This window comes from Paenibacillus sp. FSL W8-0186, from assembly GCF_037969765.1.
Taxonomy (GTDB): Bacteria; Bacillota; Bacilli; order Paenibacillales; family Paenibacillaceae; genus Fontibacillus; species Fontibacillus woosongensis.
This window is the reverse complement of the sequence record NZ_CP150207.1, coordinates 1,521,401-1,535,307: the sequence shown is the minus strand read 5'-3', so window position 1 is coordinate 1,535,307 and position 13,907 is coordinate 1,521,401. Positions and strand designations below refer to the sequence as shown.

Annotated in this window: 11 protein-coding genes; 3 read left to right on the top strand and 8 right to left on the bottom strand. The window is 51.9% G+C overall.

Annotation, left to right across the window (positions count from 1 at the left end):
* Window positions 1-214 precede the first annotated feature (214 nt).
* Together MKX50_RS06580 and MKX50_RS06575 are read left to right on the top strand one after the other, a co-directional pair.
* Window positions 215-1,192, top strand: a complete 978-nt coding sequence (locus MKX50_RS06580) for an AraC family transcriptional regulator (RefSeq protein ID WP_213592504.1) — start codon at window positions 215-217, stop codon at window positions 1,190-1,192.
* A gap of 148 nt (window positions 1,193-1,340) precedes the next feature.
* Window positions 1,341-2,624, top strand: a complete 1,284-nt coding sequence (locus MKX50_RS06575; protein WP_213592506.1) for a glycoside hydrolase family 27 protein — start codon at window positions 1,341-1,343, stop codon at window positions 2,622-2,624.
* Between the two features lie 259 nt (window positions 2,625-2,883).
* Here MKX50_RS06575 and MKX50_RS06570 read toward each other — a convergent pair whose 3' ends face one another.
* Window positions 2,884-3,705, bottom strand: coding sequence for an AraC family transcriptional regulator (locus MKX50_RS06570; protein WP_339160031.1), 822 nt, complete (start codon window positions 3,703-3,705; stop codon window positions 2,884-2,886).
* Between the two features lie 112 nt (window positions 3,706-3,817).
* Between MKX50_RS06570 and MKX50_RS06565 the strand changes: the two genes are divergently transcribed.
* Window positions 3,818-6,928, top strand: coding sequence for a glycoside hydrolase family 2 TIM barrel-domain containing protein (locus MKX50_RS06565; RefSeq protein ID WP_339158852.1), 3,111 nt, complete (start codon window positions 3,818-3,820; stop codon window positions 6,926-6,928).
* A gap of 40 nt (window positions 6,929-6,968) precedes the next feature.
* On the opposite strand, the gene MKX50_RS06560 is transcribed toward MKX50_RS06565, so the two are convergent.
* The 7 genes from MKX50_RS06560 to MKX50_RS06530 form a co-directional block, all read right to left on the bottom strand.
* Window positions 6,969-7,418 (bottom strand): family 43 glycosylhydrolase, encoded by a 450-nt coding sequence (locus MKX50_RS06560; protein ID WP_213592512.1) that lies wholly within the window; start codon window positions 7,416-7,418, stop codon window positions 6,969-6,971.
* Window positions 7,415-8,398 (bottom strand): pectinesterase family protein, encoded by a 984-nt coding sequence (locus MKX50_RS06555; protein WP_339160029.1) that lies wholly within the window; start codon window positions 8,396-8,398, stop codon window positions 7,415-7,417. Before MKX50_RS06555 ends, MKX50_RS06560 begins: the two co-directional genes overlap by 4 nt.
* A 34-nt stretch (window positions 8,399-8,432) precedes the next feature.
* Complete coding sequence (locus tag MKX50_RS06550; protein WP_213592528.1) at window positions 8,433-9,323, bottom strand: CocE/NonD family hydrolase; 891 nt, start codon at window positions 9,321-9,323, stop codon at window positions 8,433-8,435.
* An 11-nt stretch (window positions 9,324-9,334) separates the two neighbouring features.
* On the bottom strand, window positions 9,335-10,696 hold the full coding sequence (locus tag MKX50_RS06545; protein WP_339158850.1) for a glycoside hydrolase family 28 protein: 1,362 nt from the start codon (window positions 10,694-10,696) through the stop codon (window positions 9,335-9,337).
* Between the two features lie 102 nt (window positions 10,697-10,798).
* A complete protein-coding gene (locus MKX50_RS06540; RefSeq protein ID WP_339158849.1) occupies window positions 10,799-11,896 on the bottom strand; it encodes a glycoside hydrolase family 88 protein in 1,098 nt (365 codons plus the stop codon).
* A 60-nt stretch (window positions 11,897-11,956) separates the two neighbouring features.
* Window positions 11,957-12,832, bottom strand: a complete 876-nt coding sequence (locus tag MKX50_RS06535; protein WP_213592534.1) for a carbohydrate ABC transporter permease — start codon at window positions 12,830-12,832, stop codon at window positions 11,957-11,959.
* Window positions 12,833-12,853: 21 nt separating this feature from the next.
* A complete protein-coding gene (locus MKX50_RS06530) occupies window positions 12,854-13,819 on the bottom strand; it encodes a sugar ABC transporter permease (RefSeq protein WP_213592536.1) in 966 nt (321 codons plus the stop codon).
* Between the last annotated feature and the right edge of the window lie 88 nt (window positions 13,820-13,907).

Sequence of the window (13,907 nt, the reverse complement as noted above, 5' to 3'; positions counted from 1 at the left end):
TTTGCGAAAAAGAGACAATTAGCGGAACCAGGGTCCGTTCCGCACATATCCCTCGCAAGGGCCTCCTCCTCCTCCTCCTCCTCTACCACTACTACTACTACTCCATCTCCATCTCCATCGCCAAAATATGCTATCCTATGGATATTTACGAGTGTAATTCATCGAAGTCATACGGTTGAGCAATTGAAAGTACCAGTAGGAGGCACGACAGGTTATGAACTCAGAAGCAGAAACAGCCTGGGGAACCTATGGTTTCAGATTTAACGACGCTCCCCATCTTCCGTTATGCGGCCTGTTTGCGGTAGGACATGAGCTTGTAGATAACCCGCAGTATTATTGGGATGGTCTGACACGGACAGATGGCCCTTTGCTTATATTCCAATACACCGTTCAAGGGGAGGGTGTTTTTGAGACCGTGGATAAAGGTGATGCTAGACGCAGGGATCGCGGGGGGCTAGATAAGGATAGAGATGTTGAAGAAGCTGCTGCAGAGCAAAGCTACGGAACTATTACGAGAATGGATGCTGGACGGGCGTTTCTCGCCGAGATTCCGAGCAGCCACCACTATTATTACCCTAAGACAAGCGGGGAACCGTGGGAGTTCTATTTTTTACTGATACGTCCGCGCACAGCGCTGCCGCTCTGGAAAGAGATTGTTTCCCTCCTCGGCACCACGCCATATCTGAATCCCGATGGTATGCCGATCCAACGGCTCAAGATGCTATTCGACGAAGCGCATGGCGGCAATATCACGGATCCGTATGTCGCCTCCTCATATGTGTACCAGTTTTTGATCGAACTGAGAAGAGCCGCTTCCGATCGCTACCGTGAACAAGAGCATTGGCCGCTGGCCGTCCGCGAAGCCGTTCGGTTCCTTGATACGCATTACAGCTGCATGATCGGCCTCGATCAGCTCGCCGGGCAGCTGGGCTTATCGAAATTCCATTTCCTGCGGACGTTTACGAAGCATCTCGGCGTTACTCCGAACGACTATGTTAACCGGAAAAGAATTGAACGGTCGATCGAGCTGTTGCAATCTACCGATTGGAGCATCGAGACGATTGCCGGCAAGGTCGGTTATTCGTCAGGAAGCTATTATATCAAAGTATTCCAGAAATTCACGGGACAGACCCCCGGGTCCTTCCGTTCGGGCAGTCATGCTCTGCAGTATGACCGGCTTTTCTTCGATTAGAGATTTCTCCAGGAGATAGAACAGCAATTTTGTACTATGCGTGTTCCTAAATTGTTGTAGATAGCTATTGTTATAGAATATTATGATTAATTTATGATAGCAATTCTATTTCATCACAAATTTGGAACCTGGACTGGAGGAACTCATTATGGATCATCATTTATTTGCCCCTACCCCGCCGATGGGGTGGAACAGCTGGGATTGTTATGGAGCCGCTGTCACCGAAGCGGAGGTGCGCGGGAATGCCGATTATATGGCCCAGCACCTGAAGGAGTATGGCTGGGATACGATTGTTGTTGACATTCAATGGTATGAACCTGATGCCAATTCGTCCATATATCGTCCGTTCGTGCCGCTGGTCATGGATGAATATGCTAGGCTCATGCCGGCGGAGAACCGCTTCCCTTCGGCCGCGAACGGCCGGGGCTTCCAGCCGCTGGCCGACTATGTTCACCAGCTCGGCCTGAAATTCGGCATCCATATCATGCGCGGGGTACCGCGTCAGGCCGTTCATGCGGGCACTCCGATTAAGAACACAACCGTTACCGCGCGCGATATCGCCCATCCTAACTCCATTTGTCCCTGGAATACGGATATGTATGGCGTGGATGCAGCCAAGGAAGGTGCTCAGGCCTACTACGATTCGTTGTTCGAGTTATACGCCGAATGGGGCGTTGATTTCGTGAAGGTTGACGACATCGCCGCTTCGCGGCTTTACGATACGCATCTGCCTGAAATCGAGCTGATCCGCCGCGCGATTGACCGTTGCGGACGGCCGATGGTGCTGAGCCTGTCACCTGGACCAGCGCCGGTCGAGTATGCGGATTTCCTTTCGCAAAACGCGAATATGTGGAGAATGACGGATGACTTCTGGGATCGCTGGGATCTGCTGCTCGACATGTTCGACCGCTGCGAGCGATGGCAGGGCAAATCAACGGAAGGCTGCTGGCCCGACTGCGACATGCTGCCGCTGGGACATATCGGCATTCGTTCCGTAGATGGCGGCGGGTCCGACCGCTGGACCCGGTTTACCCGCGAGGAGCAGCTGACGATGATGTCTCTGTGGTGCTTGTTCCGGTCTCCGCTTTTCTTTGGCGGAGAGCTGAGAGACAACGACGAATGGACGTTGTCGCTGCTTACCAATCGCGATGTGCTGGAGATGCATCAATCCAGCTCGGGCGCCAGATTGCTCAAGAGGGAGGGAAACCACATCGTCTGGGGAGCCGACGGAGCAAATGGCTGTCTATATGTCGCCTGCTTCAATACCGGCGAGAATCCGCTTGAGTTCAGCCTTCCGCTCCAAGCATTAGGCGCCGCTGCCTCTGTTCAGGCTAAGGAGCTGTGGACGGGCGAGACCGCCGTCGTCAAAGACAGCCTCTGCGCGAACGTAGCACCTCATGGCGCAGCGCTGTTCCGCCTTGACCCGCTGTAAGACACAGTTCCATCGAAGTACTTTCTGAGGTAATAAACCGCGGAGCTGCCTCTAGTCATTGAAGCTATGACTATAGACAGCTCCGTTTTTGGCATTTGATTGCACTCGCCCATTCGAGCCCTCATTCGCTGCACTTATTTTTACCAATGCCAGGGTTGAACTCCGAGTCTACACGGAGCCCACGGTCCTTGCAAATGAACGATCCATGCCAGCTCACGGTCCGTATAGACTAGTAATCATACCCTTTATCCAGACAACCTCACAGTCCGTGCAAACTCATGAATTCCTTGGGGCTCATCCCGGATACCTGCCGAAACACGGAGCAAAAATAGCTCGTATTATCAAAGCCAACCTGCCGCGCTATTTCATATACCTTCTTGTCCCGTTCGCTGAACATCAGCTGCTTGCTCCGATTCACCCGCTGCTGATTCACGTATTCTATCGGACGAAGCTGCATCGTGTTCTGAAACAATCGGCACAGATACTGCGGGGAAACGGAGATCACCTCAGCCAAATCCTTCAACTGCAGGGCCTCGTGAAGATTTCTGTCGATATGCTGCAGGACGGGCTTGATCCGTTCCATGTCATGATCCCGGTTCAACGGCAGCTGCAGCGTTCTTTTCAAATCCACCAGCAAAGCATACAGCAGTTTGGAATGCTCCAGAGGAGCGTACGGTTCATTCTCATCCTGAAGCAGCAGCTCCTTCAGCTCATGCAGCCAGTTCTCCTCCTTTAGCCTCTTCGGACCGGATTCGCTGATTCCCGCATGGAGCAGCATTTGTCCAGCATCTCTTCCATTGAAGGAAACCCAAGCCACCTGCCATTGCCGGCTGATCGGAGCATATTGATGCGTCACGCCAGGATACAGGAAGAAGACATCCCCTGGGCCGACAATATAACTCTGCCCTTTAATGATCAACTCCCCTTTGCCGTCCAGAACCTGATGAAGCTGATAATCAGGAAAACCGTCCGGTCTGACGGTCTCGGACTGATGTTCCCAGTAGCCAATTGTTGTCGCATACAGCGGCAAGAGCAGCGCCTCCTGCGGATTGCAGAAAATCATCTTGCTTTCCACGTACATGCCTCGTTTCATATTGTGATATAAATGAAGAAAATCCTTATATATCAATCCTATTCTATGGAATCTATAATATGAATATATCAACAATTGATCAAAAAAGGGAGTGGTAATCGTGCGCCAGAAACTCGTCTATCAACCGCCTGCCAATGGATACCCCGAGTGGAACAACAACCCGGAAATATTCCAGATCAACCGCATGGAAGCCCATGCCTCCATGATGCCTTACTCTACAGTTGAGGAGGCGCTAGCCGGAAATAAAACAGCTTCGGCCTACTATATGCCGCTGAACGGCACCTGGAAATTTGCCTTTGCGGAGACCCCAGAGCAGCGGTGCAAGGATTTTTACAAGCTGGACTATGACTCCAGCAGCTGGGCGGAGCTTCCTGTGCCTTCACACTGGCAATTCCATGGCTACGATTATCCGCAATACACGAATGTTCGCTATCCGTGGGCAGAATCGGAGCCAGAGCTCCAGCCGCCTTTTGCGCCGACACGGTATAATCCGGTGGGCTCGTACATCCGAACGTTTACGGTTCCGGAGGCCTGGCAAGGCCAGCCCGTTTTCCTTAGTTTCCAAGGGGTCGAGTCCGCCTTCTACGTCTGGGTGAACGGAGAGCTCGTCGGCTATAGCGAGGACACGTTTACTCCCGCCGAGTTCGATATCACCGCCTATCTTACCGCTGGAGAGAACAAGCTGGCCGTAGAGGTATATCGCTGGTGTGATGCCAGTTGGCTGGAGGACCAGGATTTTTGGCGGCTAAGCGGCATTTTTCGCGATGTCTATCTGTATTCTGCTCCGGCGGTGCATGTTTCCGACTTCTTCGTAAGGGCCGAGCTGGATGAACATTATGCGGATGCCCAGCTGCAGCTGGACGCCAAGCTTACGGACTATTTCGAGGCAAAAAGCAAATGCTCGCTGGAAATGCAATTATACGATGCCGAGCAGAAGCCCGTATGGGATGTCCCTTGCATAGCCACCGCCTCTTTTCAAGAAAGAAGCGAGCAGCAGCTGGCATTGTCTGCCCCTGTTCGGAATCCGTTCAAGTGGAGCGCCGAGACGCCGTATCTTTATACGCTGGTTCTCTCCGTGAAGGACGATGCCGGACGATTGCTGGAGACCGTCAGCTGCAAAGTCGGCTTCCGTACGTTTGAGCTGAAGGACGGATTAATGAAAATCAACGGCAAGCGGATCGTTTTCAAGGGCGTCAACCGCCATGAATTTTCCTGCGACAAAGGAAGAGCGATCACGAAACATGAGATGATCCGGGACATTGAACTGATGAAAGCCTACAACATCAATGCCGTCAGAACGTCCCATTATCCGAACCAGTCGTTATGGTACGAACTATGCGACGAATACGGACTGTACGTGATTGACGAAACCAATTTGGAAACGCACGGTTCATGGGAATATGGGCAAAAAGAGCTTAACGACCGCAACGTTCCCGCCAGCAGGCCGGAATGGCGGGCCAACGTGCTGGATCGCTGCAACTCCATGTTCCAGCGGGACAAGAATCATCCGTCGGTCGTCATCTGGTCGCTGGGCAACGAATCGTTCGGCGGCGACAATTTTATCGCTATGCATGATTTCCTGAAGCAAGCTGACCCGACAAGGCTGGTGCATTATGAAGGGATTTTCCATTACCGGGCTTCCGACGCGGCATCCGATATCGAGTCCACAATGTACATCAAGCCGAAAGAGGTAGAGCAGTACGCAAGAAACAATCCGCAAAAGCCATATATTCTCTGCGAATACAGCCATGCTATGGGGAATTCCTGCGGCGGGCTCCATCTATATACCGAGCTGTTCGACCGCTATGACATTTTACAGGGCGCTTTTATTTGGGACTGGGTCGATCAGGCGATCCGTGCAAGAACGCCGGACGGCACCGAATATATGGCCTACGGCGGAGATTTCGGGGAATCGCCGCATGACGGAAATTTCTGCGGCAACGGGCTGATCTTCGCCGACCGTACCGTGACGCCAAAGCTGGACGAGGTGAAGAAATGCTATCAGAACGTCAAGTTCGAAAGCGTGAACCTGCAGCAAGGGCGGATCCGGGTACAGAATCAGTACTTGTTTACAGATCTTCGCGAATATGCGCTGAATTGGGAAGTACAGTTGGATGGCGTGCCAGCGTCGAACGGGACCGTTGAACTCCGTCTCCCGCCGGGGGAAAGTACGGAGATCGTCGTACCTTATCTTCCGATAGATTCCCGCGGGCAGGAAGCCATTCTGACCGTCTCCCTGGCAACGCTGCACGGGACGAAATGGGCGGAAGCCGGACATGAGGTCGCATGGGAGCAGTTTACGCTCGCGCCTTACTTCAGAAGGGAGTTTTCTGTGCTTGATGACACCGCAGCATTGACAGTCAGTGAGCATGATGGCGAGCTGTTGGTTTCCGCCAAACACGTTGTCCTGAGATTTAGCCAGAGCACGGGAGAACTCGTCTCGTATGCCTTAAACGGCAAGGAGCAGCTGGCAGAGCCGGTTCGGCCGAACTTCTGGCGCGCGGTCACGGACAATGATTTAGGGAACAAGCTGCACGAACGCTGCCAAGTATGGAGAAATGCGCCGGACAACCGGCAGCTGCATGGATTCTCGTGGAAACAGGATGGGGAGGGCTGTGTCATCACGAGCCGTTACATTCTGGACACTGCACCTTTTACTGCCCTCACCATCGAATACCGCATCCTCCCGGACGGGACGATGGAGGTTTGCGAAGAGCTAGTGCCTGGCAGCAGCCTGCCGGAAATCCCTGAAATCGGCATGATGTTCATATTGCACGGCCAATTGGATACGATCACCTGGTACGGACGCGGCCCGCACGATAACTACTGGGACCGCAAAACCGGGGCACGGGTTGGCCTGTTCAGCGGAACTGTCCATGACCAGTTCGTGCCATACCTTCGGCCACAGGAGTGCGGCAACAAAACCGATGTCCGCTACGCCTGCCTGACACAAGGTGCGAAGGGCCCGGGTCTGCGCATCGAAGCTTCTCCGCTGATGGAGGTGTGCGCTCTGCCGTGGACGCCGCAGGAGCTTGAGGCACACGATCATCCGCATAAGCTGCCGCCAAGCCAGCATACGGTGCTGCGAGTCAATTACAAGCAGATGGGTGTTGGGGGCGACGACAGCTGGGGAGCTCCGACGCATGATGAGTTTACCCTCCCGTCGAACCGGACTTATACTTTCAAATTTACGGTAAAAGCCATTTCATAATAAATCAAAAAAGCGTGGACCCATAAGTCCACGCTTTCTTCTATTGCGCCGATGCCGAAACAACCTTGTCTTGATCGAAACGGGACAGCGCAGAATCGAATCCGCGATTCAAGCAGATCGGTTCCGACCATGGCCCTTCGATCCGGTCCGCGACCATTAAATAGCTGTGACATTCCATCATAGGCCGTTTCACGGTTCTCGTATCGGTATAGGTCAAATAAAATTGATGGTCATGATAACTCAGCTGCGGTGTCCAGACACCTATATCCGCACTGCTGCTCCAAGCCATATGATCCGTCAATATATCGGTGTAATGCTCCCACTGGATCAAATCTTCCGACTGATATATCCGGATGCCTGACAAGCCTTCGATATAAGGTACCGCTGCATAATAAATATCAGCCACGCTAATCATGCTCGTGTTCGCATCGAAGTCGGCCAGCAACAGGGACGGAGAGTGATGAATTTGATGAAGTCCACTTGTCGTCATCGTTTCTGCTCCCCTTCTCGCTTCCAAAAATTCGTGCCGGCAAACACCTGCTCCTTCCTCAGCGTCTCCGGCTCCGCCTCAAAGCATCCTGCCCACGATACCCGCTGCAAGCGCAGCACCCCAGCCTGATCACCGCAGTATTCCTCGTAGCAGACGGTCTTCTCGTTCGCTGGATCGTTCCAGTTATCCCAGCCGCGCGGATGAATATGCTCGCCCAGCACACAATGTACAAATGCGGTTTTGGCAAATTCCCGCCACGGTCTTCCCAGGTATACATCTTTGACGCCCGGAGCAGCGGTCAGAAAACAGCGATCGAACACGTATCCATACTCTTGCCCTTGCGGCGTAGAGGCAGCCGTGACATAGCCCGGCTGATCCTCGTAATGGCGCAGGCTTCTCATCTCGCAGCCCACAAAATAAGCCGCCGCTCCGCCAAAAATAAAATCCACAGTCCCCTCGATATAGCAATGCTGATACAGCTGACGGTAGTTCGCATGATGCTCCCTGAGCGGAATGCCGCCGAATTCCGCCCTTTCCCTGGGGGCCGGCGGCAGCGGGCCCGTAAACAGCGTATCCTGATAGCCCTTGAAGGAGCAGTTCCTGAACACGGCCATGTCGCAATGCGCATAGACGGCTACCGCCTGGCCAATTTCCGGTCCTTGGCCGGCCGTATTCGACACCACAATATTTTCAAGGACTAAATCGCTGCCGCCTAGAAACAAGGTCGGTGTCCCGAAGGTTTCGATTCGCTCACCGTGCTCGTCCAGCTGTTGTGCATATTTTTTGCCTGTGATTTCGACATGGCCAAGGCCAATGATTCGTAAATGCGAACGATAGATAAGCACATTCTCTTCATATATACCCGACATGATATACAGCGTTTGAACCGTGTGCGCATTTCGCTGTCCCGGCAGCTCCAGGAAATCGATCGCCGCCTGGATGCTCTGGAAATGGCAGTTGGATTGTTTCCCTACAGTAATAGGTTTGGATAATTGCCCTGAAATTGGAGCCATGCTACAAATGCTCCGCCAAAAATTTCTGCCAGGCTACCCGCATCTCCAGCGTCTCCATATGCCCTGCGCTGGAAATGAACGGCTGCCAATAGTCGGCTTTGCCTGCGGCCTGATAGGCCTCATACAGTCCGTCGGCTAAATACTCAACGCCCTCGATCGGAGTCATCCGGTCGTTGCGCCCGACCATGCTCATGCGGGCCCGCGGCACGATAAGCTTCTGAATATCCAGGGTCTTGAAATGCTTGAGCAGGCCCGGCACGTACGAATAGAACCCATGATGATCCAGGCCCCGCTTGGCAATCAGCGTCTCCGCATCTACTTGCCCGCAGATGTCGATCGCAACCTTGATTCGCTCATCGAGGGCCGCGAGCCACCATGACATCATGGCCCCCATCGACATCCCCATCGTTGCGATGCGGGAAGCATCGATATCCTCGCGGTGGCACATGTAATCGACCATGCGCATATTGTCGTAAATCATCATGCCCCACATTACCCTGCCCCGCCACAGCATTTCCTTGACGAGCTCGCTCTCTTTCTTGCCGCCGCGCTCGTTGAAGCCCCACATGTCGATGCAGCAGGCTGCGTATCCCATTCCCGTAAGAACCTTCGCAAACGAAGGCTCCTGCAGATAATGGCTGCTCTTGATAAATTCCTTGCGGCCCCGCTCATAATCCCCGCCATGAGAATGGTTGACGACAACGAGCGGGAACGGCCCTTCTCCATGTAAAGGTTTAGCCACATAAGCGGGAACTTGTTCGATTCCATTCAGGTCGAGCACCAAAGATTCCAGCAAGTAGCCGTCGTACTCCTCCTGGGTCAATACCGTCGCCGTGATCGGCTTATTGACGGGCAGGTCTCCCAGCAATCCTCTTAATCGCTCACGTGTCATAACGCTTCACCTCATTCAATAATATTGTCGTTGGAAGGTGCGACTGTAACTTGCTCAACCAGCTTCTCCGGCTTGCTGGTGTTTCTGGATTCACACTGCGTGATCTCCACATTTTCCCCGTTCTCGATATAGAAGGCTGTGCCTTCGTGGTTCTCGATCGTAACCCGGTTAAAGCGAATATCCCTTACGTTTCCTAAATAAAAGCCGCGGCGCTGCATTTTATCGATGCCTGCCATCATCGCGGGATAACCTGGAATCGCATCCTTCGCCATGGAAATATCCATATCGTTGAATGTGATTTCTGAGATGTATTGCTCAGCGAGTCCATACAGGAAACCGGCTGCGGCATGAACGTTCCGGGCCGTAATATTCGCGAAATGAATGCGGCGGAAGCACGGAGTTTCCTCTGTGACCGGGTAAGGATGTTTATCCCATACATATTTCTCCTTGCCGCGAGGTCCGCAGAAATAATACAGGTTCAGCTTGATTGGACAGATCACATCTTCCATGACAATGTTACTAATGCGAATGTCTTCAACGATTCCACCGCGTCCTCGCCTGGATTTGAGCCGGATGCCCCGATCCGTCTGCTTAAACGTGCAGTTGCTGATCGTGACGTTGCGAATATTTCCGCTCATCTCGCTTCCTAGCACGACGGCGCCATGACCATGAACCATCGTGCAGTTCGTAATCGTGATGTTCTCGCATGGCACGCGCTCCTCCGTATCTTCGGTTCCGGCCTTAATCGCAATACAATCGTCGCCAACGTCGATATTGCAGTTGCTAATGCGCACGTTCGTGCATGACTCCGGGTTAATGCCGTCCGTATTTGGCGAATCCGCCGGATTATAGATCGAGACATTGTCCACGGTGACATCATAGCAGCAAATCGGATTAACGGTCCAGCTTGGGGAATTCCGGATGTTCACATCCTTGATCGTCACCCGGCGGCAGTTATAGAAGCCAATGGTCGTTGGCCGCGGATACTCCAGCTCCTCCGGTCTGTTCCGGTGCTTATCCCACCACGGCTGCCCGTTCCCTTCGATCGTCCCGCTTCCGGTAATCGATACATTCTGCGCATCGAAGCCGTTAATGCAAGGCGCATGCACCTGCCGCTTTACGCCCTCCCATCGCGATTCCACGGCCGGAAAATCATCCGGACTCGTGCTAAATGACAGCACTGCCCCGGGATTCAAGCGCAATTCTATATTGCTTGTCAAAAAAATAGCTCCGGTCAAAAACGTGCCCGCTGGCACATATACCGTTCCACCTCCGGCTTCGCTGGCCGCGGCAATCGCTTTGGCAATCGCCTCTGTTGCGAGTATCCCGCTATCCCGCTGCGCCCCGTAATCTACAATGTTATATACATGCATCTGCTCTCGCTCCCATTCTTATGCTATTGTCTTAGATACATAAGGACCTGATACCCTGCGTTTCCAGAGAATCAAGTCCTGCTGCAATGAAGACCGTTGCCATTAACCGTTGTTTAAGGACTGCATCTCAACACAGGCCATAACCAGGGCGCCTACCCCGTGCAAATCGTTATTTACTTTTGGACGGGTAACGTAATTTTCGTAATCCCCGGCGGAGGTGCCAATGCAAATATCCGGCAAAATCAACCTTCCCTGTTCATCCTGCTGCAGCACGCTGATCAAACCCTTGTAACCTTTTTGGGCTGCAGCCAGAGCTTTCTCTCCGGATATTCCCAGCTTAACGGCCTTCGCAATCGCATACACGAATAAGCACGAACCCGAAGTTTCAAGCCAGTTATCGGACATATGGCCTTTATCGACGACTTGATACCATAACCCGCTTTCTTCGTCTTGATAGCGAATCAGCGCTTCTACGAAATCACCCAACACAGGAATCAGCTCTGCACGCCCCCGATGGTCTGCCGGCAGCAGATCCATGAACTGGGCCAGGGCAAGACCATACCACCCTAGCGACCGGCTCCAAAACTCAGGCGAGCATCCTGTCTCCGGATCGGCCCACGGCATGCGGCGGCTTTCGTCCCAAGCATGATACAGAAGACCGGTTGCCTCGTCCTTCATATGCTTGCGCATTAATCTCTCTTGATGAAGCACCGTATCACGCAGGCCCGTCTCTCCATAGGCGTTCGCATACTTCAAGGAGAATACGCCGGCCATGTAAAGTCCGTCCAGCCACATTTGGTAAGGATATTTATCCTTGTGCCAGAAGCCGCCCTCCGAGGTCTGGTTGATGGTCAGCAGCAGATTTCTCAGCTTCTCCGCAGCAATCCGGTATTTATCCTGTCCCGTTCTTTCATGCAGATTGAACAGCAGCAGGCCAGCCTGCATCGCATCCAGCTCATCCCGCTGAAAGTACAAATTGCCGTGCTCATCCACCAGATCATCTACATATTCCTGAATGTATTCGACGTAACAATCCTCCCGAACCGTTTCCCAGAGCAGCTCCATGCCGCATAGGAATACACCTTGATGGTAATGCCAGCGGTGAGCCGGGGGAAGCTCCCCCGCCTTATAGGTGTCCATTAAGGAATCACATGCTTTTTTGGCCCAATCCAGCGGCGCAGCCGATACATTTACAGTCATTTCTAAGCTCCCTCCATATTCGCAATATCCTCATGCTCCAAGATGAACTGTCATATTGAATTATCCTTTCATCGAACCCAGCAATGCCCCTTTGGCAAAATGCTTCTGCAGGAACGGATACACCATCAGAATCGGCAGAGTGGCTACGACGATAACCGCCATTTTAATCGTCTGGTCTGGCGGCGGAACGACGCCGTCCAGCGTGGCGCTATGATCCAGTCCGCTGGCCAGGACGACAATTTGTCTGAGCAGGACCTGAATCGGCCATTTCGCGCTGTCATCCAGGTACAGAATCGCCGTCAAGTAGGTGTTCCAATAAGTAACCGCGTAGAACAATGAAATCGTCGCCATCGCCGGCATGGACAAAGGCAGTACAATTTTGAACAGGATGCCGAAATCGTTGCAGCCGTCAATTTTGGCTGATTCCTCAAGCCCTTCCGGTATATTCTGAAAAAAGTTTTTAAGAATAATCATATTAAACGCACTGATTGCCGACGGAATAATCAATGCAGCATACGTATCGATCATGCCCAGTTCTTTAACGACCAGAAACGTAGGAATCAATCCGCCATGGAATAACATTGTAAATACGACCATGAAGTTCACGACCTTGCGTCCGTCCAAATCCCGGCGCGACAGCCCGTAAGCCATCAGGGACGTCATAAACATACTGACCAATGTCCCAACCAGCGTGACTCCAATGGACACGCCCATTGCCTTAAAAATCGTGCTCGTAGAAAATATAAATTTATACGCCTCGAAGCTCCATACCTTGGGAATCAGCACGAATTTACTGGCCGCCAATTCCGCGCTCGTGGTAAATGATCCTGCTACAACGTGAATAAAAGGAAGCACCGTAATTAAAGCGATGATCGCTAATAACGTAAAGTTAAGGGCAGCAAACAGCCTGCCGGTGAAAGATCTATCTTCTACCATTTCAATTCCTCCCGTAGCATATCAATAGACGCCTTCTTCTCCCATTTTCTTAGAGATTTTGTTTACAGTCATGACCAGAATGAGGCCGATGACGGATTTAAAGAAGCCGATCGCCGTACTGTAGCTGAACTGACCTTGTCTTAAACCTGCAGTATAAACATAAGTATCGATAATCTCCGCAACTTCTCTGTTCATGGAATTGAGCAGCAAGTAGACGTGTTCGAATCCCAAATCGAGAACGGAACCAATTTTCAAAATAAAGAGAGTAATAATAACGCCCCGAATGGCCGGGATCGTAATATGCCAAATTTGTCTCAGTCGTCCGGCACCGTCCATGCGAGCCGCTTCATACAGCCCTGGGTCGATTGCCGCGATCGAAGCCAGGTAAATGATCGTTCCCCAGCCTGCTTCTCTCCAGATCACCTGGATGATGTACATCGGCCTAAACCAGCTCGGATTTAGCAGAAAGTTGATTTTTTCAAATCCAAAAAAGACAAGCAAATCATTGATAATCCCTCCGTCCATCGTCACCATGACAAATGAAATGGAAACGACGATAACCCACGACATAAAATGGGGGATATAGAGGAGCGACTGGAAAATCCGTTTGAAGAAGTTCCCTCTGAGCTCATTCAACATTAACGCCAGGATGATTGGTATCGGAAAGTATATAAAGATATTCAATCCGAATAGAACTATGGTGTTCTTCAAGATGTTTAGAAAATCCGGTTCGGTGAACAGCCTGTTAAAATGCTTCATGCCTACCCAGTTGCTTCCCATGATGCCGTTGTAGGGCTTATAATCCTGGAATGAAATGATAAGTCCGTACATGGGCAGGTATTTGAAAATGATAAAGTACAGCAAGCCCGGCGCAATCATGACATAGAGCCATCGATTTCTCCATATTCGTTTTTTAACTTCATTTTTGTTCCTCGAAGCCTCAAGTACCGGTTGAGCTGTACTTGCCTGTGCGGTGACTTCCTGCATGTTCTTCTTCCTTTCTGTTTCATATTGGTGCAAGGCTGCGCAGCTCTTAGGAATAGAAGAGGCTGTTGAGTGCATCAACAACCTTTTC